17 protein-coding genes are annotated in these 21,899 nt (G+C 58.8%); 13 read left to right on the top strand and 4 right to left on the bottom strand.

The annotated features are described in order from the left end of the window. Positions 1 to 44: 44 nt before the first annotated feature. Positions 45 to 2,369, bottom strand: coding sequence for a multicopper oxidase domain-containing protein (locus tag FHX09_RS19845; protein ID WP_132590162.1), 2,325 nt, complete (start codon positions 2,367 to 2,369; stop codon positions 45 to 47). Positions 2,370 to 2,646: 277 nt separating this feature from the next. Here FHX09_RS19845 and FHX09_RS19840 point away from each other — a divergent pair, with 277 nt between their 5' ends. The 9 genes from FHX09_RS19840 to FHX09_RS19800 are packed head-to-tail and all read left to right on the top strand — an operon-like array spanning position 2,647 to position 8,749. Beyond that, positions 2,647 to 3,855, top strand: coding sequence for a type II secretion system F family protein (locus tag FHX09_RS19840; RefSeq protein ID WP_132590164.1), 1,209 nt, complete (start codon positions 2,647 to 2,649; stop codon positions 3,853 to 3,855). Between the two features lie 5 nt (positions 3,856 to 3,860). Then, the gene (gspG, locus tag FHX09_RS19835; RefSeq protein ID WP_132590166.1) at positions 3,861 to 4,322 is read left to right on the top strand and encodes a type II secretion system major pseudopilin GspG; all 462 of its coding nucleotides are present in this window, start codon (positions 3,861 to 3,863) and stop codon (positions 4,320 to 4,322) included. Continuing rightward, positions 4,297 to 4,755, top strand: a complete 459-nt coding sequence (locus tag FHX09_RS19830) for a prepilin-type N-terminal cleavage/methylation domain-containing protein (protein WP_132590168.1) — start codon at positions 4,297 to 4,299, stop codon at positions 4,753 to 4,755. Before gspG ends, FHX09_RS19830 begins: the two co-directional genes overlap by 26 nt. Positions 4,756 to 4,763: 8 nt before the next feature. Continuing rightward, entirely contained in the window at positions 4,764 to 5,174 is a 411-nt protein-coding gene (locus FHX09_RS19825; protein ID WP_007800041.1) for a type II secretion system protein, read from the top strand. Continuing rightward, positions 5,171 to 5,815, top strand: a complete 645-nt coding sequence (locus tag FHX09_RS19820; RefSeq protein ID WP_184450535.1) for a hypothetical protein — start codon at positions 5,171 to 5,173, stop codon at positions 5,813 to 5,815. The genes FHX09_RS19825 and FHX09_RS19820 overlap by 4 nt, the downstream gene beginning before the upstream one ends. Next, positions 5,805 to 6,677 carry a type II secretion system protein GspK gene (locus tag FHX09_RS19815; protein ID WP_184450534.1) on the top strand — a complete coding sequence of 291 codons (873 nt, stop codon included), beginning with the start codon at positions 5,805 to 5,807 and terminating at the stop codon, positions 6,675 to 6,677. The genes FHX09_RS19820 and FHX09_RS19815 overlap by 11 nt, the downstream gene beginning before the upstream one ends. 16 nt (positions 6,678 to 6,693) lie before the next feature. After that, a complete protein-coding gene (locus FHX09_RS19810) occupies positions 6,694 to 7,743 on the top strand; it encodes a PilN domain-containing protein (RefSeq protein WP_184450533.1) in 1,050 nt (349 codons plus the stop codon). Continuing rightward, positions 7,740 to 8,303: a type II secretion system protein GspM gene (gene gspM, locus FHX09_RS19805; RefSeq protein WP_132590176.1), complete on the top strand. Its 564-nt coding sequence runs from the start codon at positions 7,740 to 7,742 to the stop codon at positions 8,301 to 8,303. The genes FHX09_RS19810 and gspM overlap by 4 nt, the downstream gene beginning before the upstream one ends. Beyond that, positions 8,300 to 8,749, top strand: coding sequence for a hypothetical protein (locus FHX09_RS19800; RefSeq protein ID WP_132590178.1), 450 nt, complete (start codon positions 8,300 to 8,302; stop codon positions 8,747 to 8,749). The genes gspM and FHX09_RS19800 overlap by 4 nt, the downstream gene beginning before the upstream one ends. Before the next feature lie 6 nt (positions 8,750 to 8,755). On the opposite strand, the gene FHX09_RS19795 is transcribed toward FHX09_RS19800, so the two are convergent. Beyond that, on the bottom strand, positions 8,756 to 10,402 hold the full coding sequence (locus FHX09_RS19795; RefSeq protein ID WP_246699471.1) for a GspE/PulE family protein: 1,647 nt from the start codon (positions 10,400 to 10,402) through the stop codon (positions 8,756 to 8,758). Positions 10,403 to 10,760: 358 nt separating this feature from the next. Between FHX09_RS19795 and gspD the strand changes: the two genes are divergently transcribed. The 3 genes from gspD to FHX09_RS19780 all read left to right on the top strand — a co-directional run bounded on the left by gspD (position 10,761) and on the right by FHX09_RS19780 (position 14,729). Continuing rightward, entirely contained in the window at positions 10,761 to 12,794 is a 2,034-nt protein-coding gene (gene gspD / locus FHX09_RS19790) for a type II secretion system secretin GspD (RefSeq protein ID WP_245505463.1), read from the top strand. A gap of 20 nt (positions 12,795 to 12,814) precedes the next feature. Beyond that, positions 12,815 to 13,378, top strand: a complete 564-nt coding sequence (locus FHX09_RS19785; protein ID WP_184450532.1) for an A24 family peptidase — start codon at positions 12,815 to 12,817, stop codon at positions 13,376 to 13,378. A 424-nt stretch (positions 13,379 to 13,802) separates the two neighbouring features. Continuing rightward, the gene (locus FHX09_RS19780; protein WP_132590186.1) at positions 13,803 to 14,729 is read left to right on the top strand and encodes a class I SAM-dependent methyltransferase; all 927 of its coding nucleotides are present in this window, start codon (positions 13,803 to 13,805) and stop codon (positions 14,727 to 14,729) included. 347 nt (positions 14,730 to 15,076) lie between these two features. On the opposite strand, the gene FHX09_RS19775 is transcribed toward FHX09_RS19780, so the two are convergent. Both FHX09_RS19775 and FHX09_RS29995 read right to left on the bottom strand, forming a co-directional pair. After that, positions 15,077 to 16,081 carry a LacI family DNA-binding transcriptional regulator gene (locus FHX09_RS19775; RefSeq protein WP_132590188.1) on the bottom strand — a complete coding sequence of 335 codons (1,005 nt, stop codon included), beginning with the start codon at positions 16,079 to 16,081 and terminating at the stop codon, positions 15,077 to 15,079. Positions 16,082 to 16,620: 539 nt separating this feature from the next. Beyond that, positions 16,621 to 17,229 carry a hypothetical protein gene (locus FHX09_RS29995; protein ID WP_245505464.1) on the bottom strand — a complete coding sequence of 203 codons (609 nt, stop codon included), beginning with the start codon at positions 17,227 to 17,229 and terminating at the stop codon, positions 16,621 to 16,623. Here FHX09_RS29995 and FHX09_RS19770 point away from each other — a divergent pair. Next, positions 17,186 to 21,898, top strand: a complete 4,713-nt coding sequence (locus tag FHX09_RS19770; RefSeq protein WP_348649182.1) for a DUF4082 domain-containing protein — start codon at positions 17,186 to 17,188, stop codon at positions 21,896 to 21,898. The two genes, FHX09_RS29995 and FHX09_RS19770, sit on opposite strands and share 44 nt — an antisense overlap. The last annotated feature ends 1 nt before the right edge of the window (position 21,899 follow it).

The following is a 21,899-nucleotide window of genomic DNA, read 5'->3' as shown; positions in this document are numbered from 1 at the left end:
GGAACGGAATCAGTGTGATTGGGCTGCACATTTTGCGCAGCCCATCATGGCGTGGGGTTGGTATTCAGCTGCGCCTGAACCTGGGATTGGGTATTCGTCCATCCCTTCGGTGCGCCTTCCGGCAGAATTTCAGGCGTGGTGAAGAACACACCGTCCGGGGTCGGATTCGGTGTTGGCGTCACTGCGGCCTGCGGCGTTCCGGCAATACCGGTCAGCAACTGAATCCGCGCCAGCATCGCAAAATCCTCATGGACCGTATTGTGGCAATGGTTGACATAGGATCCACCGAACTCGCCGAACTGGATCTGGAAGGTAACGCTGCCACTTTCTCCAAGCCGCCAGACGTCCTTTCTCACCAAGTTCTCGGTCGGCGGCGGTGCCTGGCCGTTGCGCAGCATCGTTATGCCTTCCTCGAAGTGAAGATGAATGGGATGATCCCATCCGCCACCGCCATTCTTGTAGGTCCAGTGCTCGACTTCACCAGCTTTGGGAATGAGCAGGGAAATCCTGTTGGCGTTCATCGAATGCGAGGATTCGCCGTTGATACGAATGGTCCAGGGGAAGTTGACGGTTTCGCCGCAATCCGGCGTGCATCCGTTCGGCCCGCGCGAATCTCCGGTTCCCGACCTGCCGAATTCAACCATACGCGTGCGCACCGGGGTCACGATCGGGATCTGCTCCGTCAGTGCTGCCGGCACCTGGCTCTTGTCGGGATCGGTGGCGCGGTGAATGACGCCGGGGACATCGACACTTTCGACAGCGCCAACAATACGGAACTCCAGCATCGGCCCGACGACGGGATCTTCCGACGTGCCCTTAAGCGCTTTGGCGAGGCTGAGTTCCTCCTTGGGCCGCCGCCCGTCCTCATGGCGCAAATGATTGACCACCTTGATCCGGTCGCCGATCTTGAAGCCCGAGAAATCAACGATGAAGTCGTAGCGCTCTGCAATCCCCTGGACGGGAAGAGCCGTCATCATTATCGGGGTAACGACAAGGTTACCGTCATTGGCAATGAACTTGATGGGAACAGGATTGCCCTTCGCATCTGCCAGTCCGAGCTTCAGGAAACGCGACATGCAGGCATTCAAGGCGCGGAACCGATATTTGCGCGGCAGCACCTCGAAGAAGGGCGCGAACGCAAAATTCACGAGCGGAACGTCGCCGAGCATCCCGTCGGTGTCGAAGATGTCGAAGTAGAGCTGACCGGCCGCATCGCACGCGCAATCCGAGAAGATCAGATTGACGTCGAAATCCGTGTTTCCCCAGCCGAGCAGCCTGCCGCTGGGCAGCCGAAGGTTCACGCCATCCGACAACTCTTCATTGCCGCGGTCGGGACCGCTGTAGTAGTTGATGGCGCCAATGTTGCCCTTGTAGACGTTTTCCGCCGTGAAGAAGAACCGGTGGTCGTGGGCCCACATCGATCCCTGCAACTCGCGGAAATCACCGGCGACGTTGACAAGGCCCGTGTTGTCGTCGGGACCGGAGGCGCGCCGGTCACCTGCCTGGGTGTTGATCTTGTCGCGCCGCGCCAGCGCCGTGCTCCAGCGATAGTCGTAGAAGGTGCCCGGGAAGTGGTGCACGTTCGCAGCACCGTCGCTCTCCGCACCATTGTGGGCATTGTGGAAATGCAGTTGCGTTTCGTTCCGCCCGAAGCCGTTGTTTGCTGCCCGGTCAACGGGCAGGTCGTTGTATATCCGCGTAATGATCGGTTCACCGTAGCGACCCTTGATCAAAAATGGCGGCAACGCGCACTCGCCGCCCCGTCCCGACGCATAGGTCCAGACACTATTGGGCTGCTGAAGTGGGAAACTGTCATGAAAATAGCCACCTCTGCCCGTTTGGGAAACCTGACCGAGCCGCATGATGTATCCGACCTTCGGGAAGAATTCGTCCCATCGCTGATGGGCAAAGACCTCGCCAGGCGGACGTCCCTCAATCGGTCCTCGATGTGTCAGTGGGTTTATGAATTGTTGATTCGCGGGATCGGCGGAGAAATCCGTATGATAGGAAAGTCGCTTGGCCGGCCGCTCGCCAAGGCTTGTCGGGAAGGCCGCATGCCCCTCGGCTGTCCGCGCAATCGGCAACGGCTTCAAGTGGTTCAGCCGATGCATAGGTTGGGTGAATTTCTGGATGCCGAACAGCGGCGTGCGTGGCGTCCCGGTCGGAACGGCAGCAAAGGCGCTCTTTGCAAACGGACTGAGGCCGTTCTTGCAGGCAAGATAGCCGCTCGCCGTAAAGATGCCCCATCGGAGTAATTCCCGACGGGTAACCTGCCCCTGATTCAGTGCCCTTACAATCTCTGCTCGATTTTCGCGAGCGCGTTGTGCTTCTCTTTGACGGATTCGTGACGCATCGTGAGAGATATACATTCGACCAGCCCCCAATCAAATGTAACTATTTCCATCTATATATGATGGCGATGCCATAATACGCCTTAACACTTCTAATCACAACGCTTATCGTAATAAGTCTGACAATATTCAGAAGTTCTTGAAATTAAATGCCGCAATTGTATTTTATAAATAGTAAGGCCGTTGAGATTTATCGCGGATTTTTGTATAGTTCACCTAATCTTATTTAAGACGCAATCAATCAACCCGATTCGATACTGCATATTTTTTCGACACATCAGGGGCGATTACGGCGATGCCGAACTTCAGGTACCGGGCGATCGATCTCTCGGGGCAGATGCTCGAGGGTGTTTTGCAGGCAAACTCCAGCGCGCTGATGGCCGCGGAGCTCGAGCGCCGGTCCCTGCTTCCAGTCGACATCGAAGAGGTGAAGCGAACCGGCGCTGGATTGAGCCTGTCATTCCAATCCACCCCGTCCTACGACGACGTGACGGCGTTCACCGAGGATCTCGCCGCCCTGCTTTCGGCAAGCGTCGCCCTGGATCGGGCCTTACAGATCATCCATCAATCCACAAAGCGGCATGCCCTCAGCAACATGACGCGTTCGCTTTGGGAAGTCGTTTCGAAGGGACACAGCTTCGCCGAAGCGATCGCGGCCTATCCGGCAGCGTTTCCGCAAACCTACATCAAGATGGTCGAGGTCGCAGAAGTCGCTGGCAATCTTGACGTCACGCTGCAAGTGATTGCGCAGGAGCGCCGCCGCGGACGGGAACTGAGGCAGCGTCTGACGTCAGCACTCGCCTATCCCGCATTTCTGGTACTTGCAGCGGCAGGCGTCATGTTTTTCGTCCTCACGGTTGTCATTCCCGAATTCGACAAGGCACTCGTTGGCATGGGCCAGGCAGCAAACGGACCGACATCCGTCGTCTTTGCCCTGTCGCGTGCGACCGCAGCCAATAGCACCTTGATTTCCGCCATGGGCGCGGCGGCGCTCTGCAGTATCCTCTTCATCAGCCGCAGCAAGATAGCAAAGACGATCATCGTTTCGCTCATCGGGCATCTCCCCGGCTTCGACACGCTGCTGATGCAAGAGCGCGCCGTCGTCTTCTGTTCGACATTCGCCATGCTGAACAAGAGCGGCGTCGACCTTCCGACATCCCTTCGCCTTATCCGTGGCCTGATGCGCGATGGGCACTCGGCGGAGCTCGTCGCTGACGTTCTCGCCAGGGTCAGAGACGGAAGCCAACTCACGGACGCGCTTTCACGCGTCGCTTTCCTTCCTCCCTACGGGCTGCAGATGCTGCGCGTCGGCGAAACCACAGGAGATACCGGCAAAGCCGCATTAAGGGTCGCAACATATTACGAAACGCGACTCGATCGCTCGATCGCGCGTGCCACGGCGATCATCGGCCCGCTGGTTCTATTGACTGTCAGCGCGCTCATCGCCTGGATCATCGTCTCGGTTATCACGGCGTTGCTCAGCCTGAACGAACTACTGTTGTGATCGCCATGCAAAAGCTACTGCCACGCCCCTTGCCGACCAACCGCAAATCCTCCCGCCGCAAGGACAGAGGCGACGGTGGTTTCACGCTTTTGGAGCTGCTGGTCGTGCTGGTGATCCTCAGCCTGGTTGCCAGCATTGCCGCTCCGCGCGTGCTTGGGTACCTCTCTGAGGCGCGTGTCCGGGCAGCACGGCTGCAGATCGAAGCGCTGACCTCAGCATTCGATCTTTTCTATCTCGACACGTCGCGCTACCCGACGGAACGCGAGGGCCTCACGGCCTTGGTCAGCGGCACAGCGATCAAGCGCTGGAAGGGTCCCTACATTCAGCAGGCCTCGGTGCCGTTGGATCCATGGGGCCACGAGTATCAATATCGCATTGGTGACAAGGGGCGACCCCAGATCATTTCCTTTGGTGCCGATGGCGTTGAAGGGGGGGTCGACAATGCCGCAGACATCGCGATCCAGTAGTCATTCTTCGAGCGATGGCGGTTTTGCCCTGCTGGAACTCCTGGCGGCACTTGCAATCGTGGCCTTCGTCGGGGCGATCGCTCTGCCTTACATGATCAACACCGGACAAACGATGGGGCTGAAGGTTCAGGCTGCGCAGATTGCAGCTCTCCTGCGCCAAGACCGGAATATCGCGATTGCCGAAGGCCGGACCGTAGTCTCGACGATCGACGCTCGTCGCGGCACGGTTTTATCGGGTTCTTCCGCAAGAAGGGTCATTTTGCGCGAGGGGTCTGCGATCCGGGGAGAGCGCGCGTTGCACGCCGGCGTGGTGGCCTTTCAGGCCAACGGCCTCTCATCCGGTGGGACATTTGACATCCAGGGACCGCGTGCGACCTTTCGCATATCGGTGAACCCACTGACCTCGGGCATCATGCTGTCAACGATCGAATGAGGCCCCGCATGCGTGCGAATCCCACTCACGGTGCTCCAAGGATACGCGATCGGCGCGATCAGGGTTTTACGCTGCTTGAGGTTCTGGTGGCGGTGGCGATCCTTGCCGCCCTGCTCTACGTCGTTCCGAGAAGCCTGGTCTCGGCACGCACCTTTATCGTCCAGTCCCATGCCTGGCTGGAAGCGCGGCTGGTTGCCGAAGAAGTCCTGGCCGAAGAGTTACACAGCGGAGCCATCCGCCCCGGTACCTTTGGCGGCGTAAGCCATGGGCGCAGATGGCGCGCCATTGTCACACCATCTGCAATCGCTGAAGGGCGTGGGCCAGAGGGACAGATACTGCTCGAGGCAAGGCTTTCCGTCGACGTATCGCCTTCCCGCAGGCTGGCTGTCGATCGGCTGCTGATCGGGGTGGCAGAATGAGGAAGAAGCGCGAGAGAGGAGACGGTGGCTTTGCTATGCTGGAGGCGCTGGTTGTCCTCCTGCTGAGTGCGCTCGTATTCCAGGCGCTCCTGCTGTCGGCCTATCTTGTGACCCGATCTTCTGCCGCCGCTAGCCGGGACGCGGCAAGCGTCGAGCGGCTGGCGACCGGGCTTACCGCCCTGCGACGCGACTTGTCGCAGGTCGCGGCAATCAAGACGAGCGAGAGAGCCGGCGCACCCTTGCTGTTTTACGGCAGCGAACAGGCCGTGGGGCTCGCGACCGGCTCGGGGTCGGATCAACTGGTGTGGATCTCGGTCAGGTCGGGCGACCTCGTTCGGTCGGCAATTGCGCGGCTTCCCTCGGCAACCAGCTTTGAAAAAGTACGTGTCGCGACCCCGACAGCAGTGCTGCAGGGCGGGTGGGACTATCGCTTCTCCTTTGCCCAGAACACTGAAAAGGGTGTCGTATGGAAAAGCTCCTGGGCCGATCGTCCACGGCTTCCCGATATCATTCGCCTACAGATATGGAACAGATCCGATCGCAGGCGCCAACCTTTGACGCTCGTGGTTTCGCCACATGTCGATCCGCCGCGGCTGTGCCCGGATGGAGCGACCTGCGAGGGAGGCCCGGATGCAACGTGACAGCGGATATGTCACGCTGGCGACCCTCGTCGTATGCGGCTTGCTGGCGGGAATTGTATCGACACTGGTGTTGTCAGCGCAGCCGACCCTGGTCCTTACCCGATTGGGGGTTGACGATCTCGTGACGGAGAACCTGCTCGACAGTGGCGCCACTGCGTCCGCCTATCTCCTTTTTGCCGAAGGCAAGGATGCTTCGGTGGTCGATGGTCGCATCATCACTTTGCCGACAGGCAGCGTAACACTACACGTTGCGGCCGAGGCAGGCCGGTTCGATCTCAACGCCTCGCCGCCCGAACTGCTCAAGGGCCTCTTCAAAGCAGTGGATGGCCAGTCCCTTTCACCGGACGCATTTGCGGCGCGGATCGTTGACTGGCGCGACGGAAATGACGAGCGGACGCCCGAAGGCGCCGAGCGCTCCGACTACCGCGGGGCCGGAGCAAGCGGCCTGCCAATGAACGCCAAATTCCAGTCGGTCGGCGAGTTGCGTTTCTTGAAGGGACTGAGCGAGAATGACTACATGAAACTCGAGTCGTTCCTCACGGTGCACAACCGGGGCGGCATGCTTTATCCGAAAGCCGCATCCCGGAAGGCTCTGCTAGCAATCCCTGCCATGAGCGAGGCGGACGCATCGGCCCTTGCCGAACTGCGTGGCGCCGAAGACAACGACGAGCGGCGAGCCCTTTTGAAGAAATACGAAAGCTTCCTGACGCAGGAGACGCCCACGGTTTATCGCATCACGCTTGTCGCACGCAGCAAAAGCGGCCGCACCGGAACTGCCGAGATGATTGCGGGCGATGCCAAAGACAGCCCAAAAGGCTATGTCGTCCACTCGTGGAACCTTGCCGGACCGGCGGCTCATTGATGGCGGGGAGTATCGAATGACCGGCCTTGCTACATCGATCAGACGCGGCGGTTCGGCACTGCTGGGCGAGATGGTTTCCTGGCAGGCAGCAGCCAATATCCCCCGCCGAAATCGTGGGACATTCCTCGTTGTCGAAGAGCCGGCCAAGCTGGTCTGCTACCGCGCCTCCAGGGCGGGACCGATCCACAAAGCCGAGGGACCGCGTGACGATCTCGCCTGGCTCAGCAAGGTCGTCGGAAATCAACCGGTCGAAGTGCGCCTTGGCGCCGATCGTGCGGTCGTTCGATCCCTCACGCTTCCGGCGGCCAGCAGAAATCATATCGATGCAATCATCCGTCACCAGCTCGAACAGCTTGTTCCCTGGCCTGCGGACAGGATGACGTTCGACTACGACCTGCAGGACGACGAGGCGGCAAGCCCTTCTGATCAGCTCCACCTGCGGGTCGTTGCTGTGTCCCTGTCCGCGATGCGGTCGGCAATCGACCCCTTCAGTGCCGCCGGCGTCAAGCCCGTTGTCGTCGGCCTGGCGGCCGATCCGCTCGGAAAAGCCAGTGCAATCAATTTACTACCGGGCGCGAAAGCGGCGCTCACGGAGCGGCGCTCGCGCATCGCGCTCCTTTCCCTTTGCGTCTTGGCAGCCATCGGGACATTCATGATCACGGCAGGCGGCTGGCGGCTCTACCAAGAGACGCAGGAAGCCAAGCGAATCGAAGCCTCGCTCGTCAGTCTTCGCAGCACAATCGATAAAGCTCGCCAGAAGGCCGAGCAGGCGGACAGCTCCAGCGTGAAGCTCGCGCGCAAATGGGATCAGGCCCCCATGGTCGTCCTGATGGATGAGCTGTCGAAAATCATTCCGGAAACCACCTATCTGACCACACTTGATGTTGCCGATCGGGATGTGCGGATTGCAGGGTTTTCAACCGATGCTGCCAGCCTGATCAGGGTCATCGAGGACTCGGATATGCTGGAAGCGGCAAATTTCTCCGCGCCGGTCGTCCGTGATGGCGACAACGGCAAGGAGCGGTTTGAAATCCTGGCCCGTCTTGTGGGAGCGAAAACACCATGAACCGCAAAAGGGGTAGCGCGAAGAACGTTAGGGCGGCCGTCATTGCGGTCCTTGCAGCTCTGCTTTTGGTTCCGGGCGCTATTGCCGCATGGAGCTTGATGGAAGCACGCCACCTGTCACAAGCAAATGCCGAACAGCAACTGTCCCTCGACGCGCTGAAAGCCAAGCTGGCAGCGCTCGAAGACAGCAGCGCAAACGATGCAGATGGAGATGGCGCCGCAATCTACCTGGCGGGCGATACTTCCGCTGTCGCTGGTGCCGAGTTGCAACGGCTGATGACTGAAATGATCAGTCAAACCGGAGCAAAGATTGCTCAGTTTGAATTCGTGGAGCCGGCGGAAGGTGCATCCGACGACGGCACCGTCGAAATGCGCGTTCTTTTTGAGACCACGACAGAGCCGTTGCAGCAAATTCTCTTTGCCACCGAAAGCAACCGGACAGCGCTCGTCTTCAAATCCATCACTATCGAGAGCGCCGAATCGAGCGTAGACAATAAAGAGCCGCCTTCTCTGCGCGTTTCGGCCTCGGTTGAGGGCTATTGGCGAAGGAGCAAGCTGTGAACGGTCGGGCAAGACTTGGTACCGCGACAGGCGTCATCGTGCTGGCAATGGTGCAAGCGGCCTTGTCGCAATCAGAGCCGGACACAGCAGCACCATGGCTGAGCGGTGTTACACTGGACAAGCTTGAGGCGACACGGCTTCATCCGCTTTTTTCACCGCTAAGGCAGCCTCCAGTCATCGACGAGCCGGTCGTCGAAACTGCCCCGGTGGTTGCGAGTATATCGGAAGCATCTGCATCGCCGCCTGAGATGAAGCTCGTTGGAATAATTTCGGCGAGCGGAAAACGCCAGGCGCTCCTTCAGGACCCCGCAAGCGGCCAGATCCATCGCTTGAAGAGCGGCGACAGGCTTCAAAACTGGGTGGTGTCCATCGTCGACAATCGCACCGTCCAGCTCGAGAAGAATGGCCAGCACCAGGACTACCGGATGTTCGCCCCGACCCAGTAGCGTCACTCAAACCGTAACGCGCAGGACCTCCTCGATCGAGGTGATGCCCTTGCGGTATTTCGCAAAGCCATCGTCGAGCATCGTGGTCATGCCGGCGCGCACAGCTGCAGCCTGGATCTTCTGCGGATCGACGTCCTCACGGATCAGCCCGCTCAACTCGGCATCAACAGGCAGAACCTCGAAAATTCCGATGCGTCCGCGATAACCGCTCTCGCCGCAATAAGGACAGCCGACCGCTCGGAAACAAGTGTCTCCGGGGCGCGACACGAAACCGCGGCGTGCAAGGGCGGCATGCTCAACGCCCGCGCCATCGGCCACAGGCGACCTGCAGCGTTCGCAGAGCCTCCGGACAAGCCGCTGGGCAATGACGCACCTAAGGGCGGACGCAAGGAGGAAGGTTTCGACGCCAAGATCCATTAGTCGTATGATCGCATCTGCCGCGCTGTTCGTGTGTAGGGTCGTCAGCACCAGGTGGCCCGTGAGGGCCGCCTGGATGCCGATCGACGCCGTCTCGCTGTCGCGCATCTCGCCAACCATCATGATATCGGGGTCCTGGCGCAGGAAAGAGCGCATCGCATTTGCAAACGTCAGGTTGATCGACGGCTTCACCTGAGTCTGGCTGACACCGGCGATCTGATACTCGATCGGGTCTTCGATCGTCATGATCTTGCGCTCGGGACTGTTGAGGCTCGACAGCGCCGCCGTCAGCGTCGTTGTCTTGCCGCAACCGGTCGGGCCGGCAACGACGATCAGGCCATGCGGTTCGGCAACCTGCGTGCTCAAAATCGAAAAATCGCGCGGCGCCATGCCGAGGCGCGAAAGATCGAGAGCCTCGGCACCCTTGACGAGAATTCTCGCAACAAGCGCCTCCCCATGCAGCGTCGGCATCGTCGCCACACGAAAATCGGCGCGCGTGGTGTTAATCGTGATCCGCGCACGCCCATCCTGCGGCAACCGGTGCTCGGCAATGTTAAGACCCGCAAGGATCTTGATGCGCGAGATGACACCTCGTGCAATGTCGTTCGAAAGCGGCTGCATCGTCCTCAGCATACCATCGACGCGCATTCGCAACCGCACGCCATCCGATTGCGGCTCGATATGGATGTCCGTTGCAGACAGGTTGAGCGCGGTCTCCAGCAACTGGTCGACGGCCCGAACGATCGGCGCGCCGCTGGCGAGATCATGAAGGCGATCAAGATCCTCGTCCGTGCTCTCCGGACGCGCGGCCGCTCGTTCGGTTGCCGCCGAGGCAGGTGTCCGATCCTTGGAAAGCAAGCGTTCGAAGAGCATCGCCATTTCTTCGAATGTCGCGACCCTCATCTCCACGCGTTGCCCGAGGGCTGCCAACGCGGCCTCGATGGCCTCCTCGCGCGTCGGGTCGGCTATGACAAGGATCTGCTGGCCTCTTTCTAGCGCTGGAAGGGCCCAAGCTGCACGAAGAAATCGCGGCGACAGGTCCTCGGTAAATTCGGGACGGAACTCGATCTGGTCAACGGCAGCACGAGCGAGCCCATGAAACTCAGCAATCGCCTTGGCGAGTTGATCCCCTGAAAGAATGCCCGTCTCCCAAAGCCCGCTGTAGCTCGAAGGCGGGTCCTTGAGCATTCGCTCAAGCGACAACCGCTCGGATGGCCCGATGAGGTCATCGTTCATTGTGAGGTATCGGACAAAGTCGATCGAAGTCATTGCGGCAGCCATTTCGAGCTCTCGCCCTGGGTCTCCTGCCCACGTTCCCTGCGGTGAGCGATGAGGACAGCTTCCGCGAAGTTCAACGGCAAGTCCATGCCAACCTTTGCGGTAACGAAGAAGGCCCTTGCACGCCGCGTACCGTAAGATGTGAATAGCCGCCATTAGACGATAGTGCCCCCTCTGAAAAATGCTAGGCTCAACCACTGAAAGCTGGAGAATCAGTCGAGGGGAGATGAAACCTAGCAATACAATTGGTCGGGCAGGATTGCTTTTCGGATGGTGTCTGCTGGCCACTGGATGCGTGCTACCCGATCACGGCTCGATGGATAGTTCCAAGTCCATCCTCGGATCTGTGACCAATGCCGACCTCTCGGCTCGCTCGCCGCGTCCCGACGGGATGGCAGCAGCGAGCAATGGAGGCAGGCCCAGCTCCGTTCAGGGTGTTACCTATGTGACCCCGGGTGATGGCGTCGTTGATCCCATGCACACGGGCCAGACGCCTGCCACCGGAAACGAAGTGAACCTGAACTTTCAGGGCGCCGACCTCAAGGACGTGGTGCAGGTGATCCTTGGAGATACCCTTGGCCAGACCTATACGATCGATCCGAAGGTATCGGGCAGCGTGACGCTCTCGACCGCCCGCCCGGTGGAAAAGGGCGAGCTGCTGTCGATCCTGGAAACCCTTTTGAACATGAACGGCGCCGATCTCGTCCGGCGCAACAACACCTACCAGATCGTCGAGGCCGGTTCGGCGGTGGCAGGTCAGGCAAGCATGAGGGGAAGCGGGCCGGGCTTTGGGCTCACGATCATTCCCGTCCGGTACATTGGCGCACAAACCTTGGCCCGACTGATCGACGGTTTCGGCGCGAGGCCGGGCGCAATTCGCGTGGAAACTACGCGGAACCTCCTCGTTATCGCCGGAAGCGGCGCTGATCGTCAGGCAGCGCTGGAAACGGCAAGCGCGTTCGACGTTGACTGGATGAAGGATCAGGCCGTCGCCATTTTGCCCCTGCAGAATGCCCGCCCGGAGGCCGTCATTCCCGAGCTCGAACGCATTTTTGCAGCCAAGGGCACGGAAACCGGCGCAATTCAGTTCATGCCAATGCCTCGGCTTCGCGCGATCCTGGCCGTGTCGCAAACCCGCACGCTTGCTGAGCGTGCACAGACCTGGGTCCGTCGGCTGGACCGGGAGAACCCTGACTTCGGCCAAAGCGTTCACGTCTACCGCGTGAAATACCGGGACGCGACGAAGATTGCCGAACTCCTGCAAAAGCTGTTTTCGAGTGGCGACGACACGGAAAACGGGGAAAAGCCGGCAGCGGGCGAAGCTTCGCCTGAGACGGCCGATGCGGCTGCTGCCCCAACAGCGGCGGCGAGCACAGCCACCGGCGCTGGAACCGACACGGCCGAGATAGATCCTGCGCGCTTCGGTGCGCCGACATCAAATGAACTGGGTGCTGACGCCGTGCGCATTCGCGCTGACCCTTCGAACAATTCGATCGTGATCTACGGCGATCTCGAAATGCGCCAGCGGGTGCTCGGAGCGCTGACTAGGATAGATGTGCCGCAGCTGCAGGTCGCAATCAGCGTGACGATGGCCGAGGTGCGCTTGACCGACGATATGCGTTTCGGCGTCCAGTACTTCGTCAAGAGTCATCACCTTGGAGCCGGAAACGACAACGGTTCGGTTGGGCTCTTCAACGTCCTGGCCGACAACATCGCGCGCGAAGTGCCCGGTTTCAACTTCGTTTTGGGCAGCGAAAGCAGCCCGGATATCATCATCAGCGCCTTGGATAAGGTCACCGACGTTCAGATTCTCTCGTCGCCATCCCTGGTCGTGCTGGAAAACGAGGTTGCGCGCTTTCAGGTCGGCGACCAGATCCCGATCATCACACGCACCGTCACACCGGTCGATTCGGCCGACGCGCCTGTCAGTAACGAGGTGCAATATCGCGATACCGGCATCATAATGAATGTGCGTCCACGAATTGCTGAGAACGGTGTCGTGGCGATGCGCATTGAACAGGAGATCTCCTCGTCTTCGTCGCCGGACAGCCTGACGCCGACAATTTCCAACCGGAGCATTTCCAGTTCCGTTTCCGTCGTCGACGGCCAGACCGTCCTACTCGGCGGCTTGATCAGCGAACAAGCACAGCGCGCAAAGGACGGTATCCCGGGCCTCAACCGGATGAAGGTCGTCGGCAACCTGTTCGGCAGCAAGAACCGCGCCAATACGCGGACCGAGCTCCTGATCTTGATCAGGCCCATGGTCATTCGCGACGGGCGAGACGCGCAGAGTGTTGCCCAGGAGCTGCAATCAAAGATGTGGGGCATGGGCGGGCGTAAGATCAAATAGTGCTGTGGCGAAGGACCATCATGACCGATCTGGCGGCAGTCGCTTTGGTAACACTGGCGGCACTTGCGATCGGATGGACGACACTGCCACTGCCCCGTGCGCTTCTCGCCGCAGCGCTTGCCGCCATGATGGCATCAGTCACGATCGAGGACTGGCGGAATTTCAGGGTCCGTGACTCTATGAATATCGCGTTGGCGGCAGTGGGAATCGCTGCCTTTCTACTCGGAATCGATCCTTTGGGCCCAGATGCTGTACGGACATTCCTCGCGGTCATCATAGATGCAGCCCTGACCGGCGGCGCGCTACTGCTTGTGCGGGAGGCATATTTCAAGCTTCGCGGCAGGGAGGGGCTGGGGCTCGGCGATGTAAAACTGGCTGCGGCGGCCGGGGTTTGGGTCGGCTGGCAGCAATTTGCCTTGATCGTCTTCCTCGCAACCCTGGCTGCATTCGTCTACGTTGCTGCCGCAACGGTGAGGGGGCCCGGCCAATGGCCAGCGTCCGCACGCATTCCCTTCGGAACATTCCTAGCACCAGCGATCTGGTTGGTATGGTATCTGGCGCAGTGGCACGTGCTGCTCGCTTAAATTTCTATCGTGTCCACCCCCTTGGATAATGGACCTTTACCGTTCTGATAGATCCTCGCGCCACAATGTCGGGTGAAGCTTGGTCATTTTTCCACTCCATTGCCCTGCAAGCATGCGGGAGCCATTCACCACGTTAACGGTCCAAGGCCGTCAAATGCCGGTCCGACCTTGCGGTTGATATTGTCGGGTTCGGATCGAAGTTGCAGGTGAGCGCCTGCTGGCGATGAGACAAAGCCAAGCCATTTTCATATCGCCGTTGGCTTGTCCTATACGAGGCGTCCTCGCGCCAGCGACCGCGTAGTACAATAAAATATCATTCAAAATGATTATACAGAAACACAAATATAAAATGGAAATAATATTACGCACATATTACAACATTACCCTATCCTAAAATCAATATAGAATTATTGAGGGAAGACTGATGGGAATATTATCATTTATACACCGGAAATTCCGTAACTTTGTGAATCCCGTGATACAGACGAGCGTGCTGCAAATGGCGTCTGTGGTGCAGCATATAGGGACGATATTTCCGCATGATGCTCAGAAGTCGACCTATACTCTACCTGCTTACGGCGCCCCCCCACAACAACCCCTCTCCTCTCCGTTTCCTGTTCCCCCCGAGGTCTTCAAAGCCAGCTACTGCACAAGCGACCAATCATATTTGCAGAGTGGTGTTGACGACATCAACATGTTGCGAACTTTATTGCATGAAAGCGGCGTAAAGGTCGGCGATTTAGGGCGTATCCTCGAACTTGGAGTGGCGGGAGGACGGCTAATCCGACATCTAGCAGAGGAGGCACAAACGCAAGAAATCTGGGGAGTAGATTGCTGGGCGAGTGCGGTTCTGTGGTGCAAAGAGCATCTTTCTCCTCCATTTCACTTTGCAACAACCACCGTCACACCACATCTGCCATTTGAGGACCGGTCATTTGGACTGGTATTTGCTGGCTCAGTGTGGACTCATATTGACGATCTAGCGGAAGCTTGGACCTTGGAGGTCCATCGCATCCTTCGCCCCGGGGCACGGTTCTATTTCACGATCAACGACCGTTCAGCGATCGCGTTTTTTGAAGGTGGCGGCACTGAGGAAAAACGCGCTCGCTTTATTGAGCGCATCCGCCCTCAAAACTGGGAAAGCTGGCTTGATCTTTTACGACATCATGAGGGTTATCAGCGTTTCGCCAAAGGAAAGGCACAAATGGTTACGATGGGTCGGTCGACAGCGTCGCACGTCATGTGGGACGCAGAGTATCTTATAAATAGATTAGGGCCGGGATGGAGAGTGTGCTCGATTACACCCGAGGCCTACGGGCATCAGACTGGCGTGTTATTGGAGCGCCTTTGAGCTTCAAGTTAGGTTTTTGGAAGCGCAACCTTTAATTGCTCTCGCCTCATCAATTTTACGTCTTCAGTTTTCCCTCTTCCCGGTCGCTTAGGTGCACCTTGTAGGACAAAACCTCGGCGGACAACAGGCTGCGGGCGGCCAAGGGAGAAAGAGATCGCGATTGAGTTGGTCGGGAATCTGGATGGACGTAACGAGTCGACCCCGCTGGCGGCCTGGAAGGATGACTACTGGCGGCACCTACCTTACTCATTGCCAGCAACACCACACAGTGAACTCGCGATGAAAATGACGCGAAGAACAGCTCCCCCAAGGTTCTCCAAAAATGAGAGAGAAACGAGTGACCTTATCTAACCGCCCCTGATCGAGCCTCGCCAGACCAATTCGGCATGAAGCCGGATCGACTGCTCACCATTTTCCGGCTGAGGATGTGAAAGCCATTCGACCGCCCTGGAAGCAATCGCCGAAATCGGCTGGGCGAAGGTTGTCAGGTCATAAGAAGACCATGCGGCCTGTTCGATATCGTCGAAGCCGGCAATGCACAGCTGGCCCGGCACCGAGATCGAGAATTGATGGCGGGCAGCATCCATGAAGCCACAAGCCAGGAGATCGGTTGCGCAGAAGACGGCATCCGGCCGCTCGGCGCGCGTCAGCATTCGCTGCGCTAGGACTTTTCCCGCCTCGTAGCCCGTCCAACCGTGGCGTTCGACGGAAACCTCCATCCCGAGCGCGGCGGCCGCTGCGACAAACCCGCGCTCTCTGGCCATCAGACTCGGTGTTCCCACTTCCGAATTGGCAAAGGCCAGCGTTCGGCATCCGGCTCTGACGAAGGCCGTAGCCACGCGTCCGCCCGCCTCGTAATCGTCAAGGTTGATCCGCAAAGGCCCGGGCTGCTCGTCGTCGCGATTGATGAGGACAAGCCGCTGTCCGTTGCGTAAGCACAGTTGCACGATGGACTTGTCAGGCATGCCCGAGAGGATGATCGAGGCATCAGCGCGATAGCGGATCGCCTGACGAAGAGCGTGGTCAACGCTGCCGTCCGAGCGGTCCGTATTGATCAGCATCGCGACCTTGCCGCTATTTTGGAGCAGCAACGTCATTTCGCGCAGCAGCGCAGAACGGTACGGCGTCGCGACATCGGAGACGATCAGACAAACGATGCCGCTCTCATTGCGCATGAGACCGCGCGCAAGCTCATTGACATGGTAGCCAAGCGCTTCGGCAGCTTCGAGAACGCGCCGTCGCGTTTGCGCTGAAACGCTGGCACCCGGCGTGAACGTCCGCGATACGGCGGATCGTGAAACCCCTGCCCTGTCTGCGACTTCCTGGGCGCTTACAAACACCTTTTCAGACACGCGGTTCAATCTCCGTTTGCAACGACTCTGCACATTGCTGCAAAAGTGTGCAAGCACCTGGCTCAGTAGGGACGCATGAAACTTTTATGAACAACTGTGTTGAGCCTATCTACGGGGCCAAGCCTGCGCCTGCACGCGATTGCAACGAGAGCCAACGTGGTTCCGTCATGGCGAGAACGAGGGAGCCCTCCGAAAAGGCGGAAGGCCAATCGATGATCCGCGTGAAAATGATGAAGCTATTGAGGACAGTTCGCGGATTGTCAAAAGAGCGATGCAGATCGCGACCATAAGCGGTCTATTTCCGACAATTGGCTGCAGACAGTAACCGGTCGGTTTTCCTCCCACACGCATGAATAAGCCTATCGGGGTATGCCCCGCCATGCAGCATACCGCAGATTACTGTCGTTCTCTCTCGCCATAAACATGACAGGATAATGCCTCTGGACACATGTCGCATTGCGATTGGGGGCGTTCCTAATGCTGAGGATTAACATCAAGAACCGCGATTATTTGAGCGCGTACGGTGGCACCTCGAGTGTTTACAGCGCAGCCGCAACGGGCAGCGCTCTTCTTGTGAACGCAACAGTAGGTTCATCAGTCGGCGGCGACCGGCCAATTGCCGATCTGGACGCTGTTGGCTCGGTGAACGTCTCACTCACGGGATCCCAGACGACGACATCTCCTTTGACGAATGATGCCACAGCGCCGCAGGTGTCGCCGGCAGCAGGTGCCGTCTCTCCTCTCGACTCGCCCAGCGGTGCCGAATTCGCTTTGGGCGACGCCGCAACGTCGACAACAAGTTCTTCCACGACGGATCCACAACCGGCAACAAAGCCACGCACCGTCCTGCCTCCCGACCCCTCCACGCTCATCGCCACGACGTCTGTGGAGCCCGATTTGTCGGATGCTCCCACTGCCACGCTCACTGTCTCAGACGTGAGTGACACATCGAGTATTCCGGTCTTGAGCTTTGCGATTACAAGTATCGGAACGGCAGAGCAGGATAGTTCATCCGCGCCGGCGACCATGGCGACAACGGCCTCGGTGGCCACAGTGACGACAGTTGTTGCTCCAGAGCAGGATAGTTCATCCGCGGTGGCCACAGTGACGACAGTGGCTCCAGTTGCTGCTCCCGTCACGCTGAACAAGACCGCTCTCGAAAACATGAAGCAGGGCAATCCGATCAGCGAATGGGGCATTGACGGTGACGGCGGCGGCACCATCCAAGGCTTTGCAACCGAAATCAGCACCAATGTCGGCCAGACCGTCGATTTCAAGATTGCCACAGATTCGACCCACTACCGCATCGACATCTATCGCTTGGGCTATTATGGCGGCGACGGTGCGCGCAAAGTTGCCTCGATCGACAAATCGCTGTCGACAGCGCAAATCCAGCCTCACCCAATCGTAGACATGTCCCTCGGTTTGATCGACTGCGGCAACTGGTCGGTTTCGGCGAGCTGGCAGATCCCGGCAGACGCTGTATCAGGTGTCTATATCGCCAAGCTGGTGCGTGAGGACGGCACGGAAGACGCAAGCATCATTCCGTTCGTCGTGCGTGACGACGCCTCAACGAGCGACATCGTCTTCCAGACCTCAGACACCACCTGGCAGGCCTATAATGCCTGGGGTGGAGCAAGCCTCTACTACGGAGAGGTTCCGACTGATCCTGCAAATATGATCGGATACCTGCCTCCGAACTGCAGCTGCGGTTTGACGGCGATCGGTCGTGCATCTGCGATCAGCTACAATCGACCGATTATTACCAACACCAGCCCGATTGGCGGCACACACGACTTCATTTTCGGCGTCGAGCATTCCGCTATCCAGTGGCTGGAGCAGAATGGCTACGACGTATCCTATGTCACGGGCGTCGATGCCGCCCGAAATGGCAGCCTGCTGCTCAACCACCAGGCCTACCTGTCGGTCGGGCACGACGAATACTGGTCTGCCGAGCAGCGCGCCAATGTCGAGGCCGCACGCGACAGCGGCGTCAACCTCGCATTCTGGAGCGGCAACGAATGCTACTGGAAGGTCCGCTGGGAAAGCAGCATTGACGGCAACGGCCAAGCTTATCGGACGATGGTCTGTTACAAGGAAACTTGGGGAACCAGCACTGATCCGAGTAACATCGGCACCGGAACCTGGCGCGATCCGCGTTATGCCGACCCAGGACAGGAGCCGGAAAACTCCCTCACCGGCACCATGTTTACCGTCGACGGCTACCGTTCGGACACAATCTCTATCCCTTATGACTATTCGAACCTGCGCTTCTGGCGAAACACCGATGTCGCCAACCTCCAGCCCGGAGAAACGTACAATCTCGTGCAGAACTTGCTGGGATACGAGTGGGATTCCGACGTTCAAAACGGGTTCCGACCGGATGGCCTGATCAATCTTTCGCTCTCCAGCGTGTCGGTCAACAGCTATTTGCGTGACTACGGGACAACAATCGGCGACGCCGTGGTTGAACACAGCCTGACGATGTACCGGGCAGAAAGCGGCGCGTTGGTCTTTGGCGCAGGCACCGTTTTCTGGTCCTGGGGCCTGAACGACCAGCATGAGGGGGTAGCAACGCCGACAGATCCGAACGTCCAGCAGGCCATGGTCAACATGTTCGCAGACATGGGAATCCAGCCGACCACCCTGGATGCCAGCCTGATTTTGGCAACGCAGTCGACTGACACGTTAAAGCCCACGTCGACGATCACCTCGCCGGTCATTGGTGCAAGCTTCGTCGAAGGACAGCGCGTTACCATCACCGGCACGGCCCAGGATTTCGGTGGCGGCATCATTGCCGGCATCGAAGTTTCCACGGACGGCGGGCAACACTGGTTCAAGGCCACCGGCCGCGAGAACTGGAGCTACAGCTGGAATGTGCAGGCAAGCGGCACGTACACCATCATGTCGCGCGCAGTCGATGACAGCGTCAACCTGGAAACCCCTTCCGTCGGCAAGCAGGTCACCGTCGTCCTGCCGGCGACATCAAGTCTGTGGACGCTTGCATCAAAGCCGACCGTGGAAACCGCGATCGATCGCGATCCCGTGGAGCTTGGCGTGCGCTTCCAGGCTACAACGGGCGGCTTTGTACAGGGTGTCCGTTTCTACAAGGGCTTTTATAACACTGGCGAACATGTCGTCAGTCTCTGGACCAGCACCGGAACGCTGATTGCGACCGGCGTCTCCGTCAACGAGTCACTCTCGGGTTGGCAGACCGTCATGTTCTCCAGCCCGATCGCCATTTCGGCTGGCACGACCTATGTCGCATCCTATCATAGCAACGGGTTCTTCTCCCTTACCGAGAACTATTTCGGTTCGACATATAGCAATGGAGCCCTGAAGGCCGTCGATGGTGGTGGTGTGTATGCTTACAGTACCAGTGCCGGCACCTTCCCGGGCAATAGCCCAGGAGGCTCCAACTATTGGGTTGACGTCATTTTTGACGCTGGTCCGAACAGCGTGCCCGTTGCCACCGATGACAGCGGCTTCTCTATTTCTCGCAACGGAACGCTGACGATTTCTATCGCTTCGCTTGTTGCCAACGACGTCGATCCAAACGGTGACGCGCTCACCATCTCGGCGGTCGGGAATGCCACGAACGGCACGGTCTCGCTCGATACACAGACAGGCAATGTCATCTTCACACCGAATGCGAACTACACCGGCCCGGCAAGCTTCAACTACACCCTTTCTGATGGGCGCGGCGGCACCGACGAAGGCAACGTCAGTCTGACCGTCGAAGAAGGACCGGTCGGCCAGACACTGTTCCAGCCCGGCGACGGCCCGAGTGGCGCCGGTATCCATGAAAATGCGCCGCTGGAACTGGGCATGAAGTTTACCGCCTCGACAAGCGGGACCCTCACCGGCATTCGCTTCTACAAGGCTGCCAGTGATACAGGCGCCCACACCGGCTCAATATGGGCTGCGGACGGCACGCTGATCGGCACAGTCACATTCACAAGTGAGTCCCTGAGCGGTTGGCAGACGGCCAAGTTCTCCTCGCCGATCCAGATTACCGCCGGAACGACCTACATTGCTTCCTACCATACGACGGGCAGTTACGTCGCAACCACCAATTACTTTTCGACTGCCCACACCAGCGGCGCGCTGACGGCCTTGGCAAGCTCTGCCAGTAGCGGCAACGGCGTTTTCTCCTATGGGACGAATACGACGTTCCCCACCTCCAGCTACCAGGCAGCGAATTACTGGGTCGACGTCGTATTCAACCAATCAACGGTCAATAGTGCGCCGGTTGCGGCCAACGACAACGGGTTCACCACCTATTCGAACACGGCCCTGTCAATCGCGGCGGCAAGTCTGCTTGCCAATGACACGGACCCTGACGGCGATGGGCTGACGATCACAGGGGCGAATGGTGCAACAAATGGCACTGTGGCATTTGATAGCCAAACCAACTCCGTCGTCTTCACACCAACGACGGATTACGTGGGCGCGGCAAGCTTCAGCTACTCGATTTCCGACGGTCGCGGCGGAACGTCGAGCGCCACCGTTTCTCTGAACGTCGGAGCCCAAGCCAGCGGCGCAGGCCTGTTTGCAACCTCAGACACGCCAAGTATTGCCGCCGAGAACGATTCCTCCTCCGTTGAACTGGGCGTCAAGTTCGTGGCATCTGCGCGCGGCGAAATCACCGGCTTGCGCTACTATAAGAGTGCTCAGGACGTCGGCACCCATATCGGCTCACTCTGGAGCAGCACCGGCCAACTTCTCGCGACGGCAACCTTCACCAACGAAACGGCAAGCGGGTGGCAGACCGTAACCTTCTCGCAGCCGGTGAGCATTTCTGCAGGCGTGACCTATGTCGCAAGCTACCATTCGAACGGCTTTTATGCAGCGACGCCCAATTACTTCACGACGAGCCACAGCAACGGTGTGTTGACAGCACCGTCCAGTTCGGAAAGCGGCGGAAATGGCGTCTACGGATACGGAAGCGGCAGCCTGTTTCCAACCGCGACCTACAATGCGGCCAACTACTGGGTCGACGTCCTCTATCAACAGTCGTCTCAAAACGCTGTGCCGGTTGCCGTCAACGACAGTGGAATTTCCACGGGGGTTGGAACGCCGGTCGTCATCCAGGCATCAAGCCTCATTGCCAATGACAGCGATCCTGACGGGGATCAGATCTCGGTTGCCAGCGTTGCCAACGCGATCAATGGTACGGTGGCTTTCGACAGCCAATCCGGCGCGATCACCTTCACCCCCTTGGCCGGGTACTCCGGTGCAGCCAGCTTTGACTACACGATCAAGGATACTCAAGGCCAGACTTCAACGGCCAATGTCTCGCTCAGCGTGATCAACCAGGGCAGCGAGCAGAACGTCTTTGCCGCCGGTACGACGCCCGCGATCACTTCGGTCAATGACAACAGCCCGGTCAATCTCGGCATGAAGTTCCAATCGGATGCAGCCGGCTGGATCACCGGTATTCGCTTCTACAAGAGCGAGGAAAATACCGGACCCCATACGGGCTATCTGTGGACGGCAAGCGGCACATTGCTTGCAAGCGCGACCTTCACCAACGAGAGCGCAAGCGGTTGGCAGTCCGTCAATCTTTCGCAACAGGTCGCAATCGATGCCGGTACGACATACGTCGTCTCCTACAGCACCAACGGCAACTATTCGGCAACAGGCAACTACTTCGCGGACACGACGACAAACGGCAACCTGCAGGCCATGTCGTCAGCGCTCAGTGGTGGCAACGGCGTCTATGGCTACGGCTCCAGCGGGCTGTTCCCGACAAGTACATTCAACAGCACCAACTACTATGTGGACGTGGCATTCAGGCAGCAGCTCGCAGCGTAAC

The sequence above is a fragment of the Rhizobium sp. BK538 genome (assembly GCF_014197575.1).
Classification (GTDB): Bacteria; Pseudomonadota; Alphaproteobacteria; order Rhizobiales; family Rhizobiaceae; genus Rhizobium.
The sequence above is the reverse complement of the archived record's forward strand: the minus strand, read 5'-3'. Positions and strand labels throughout refer to the sequence as shown.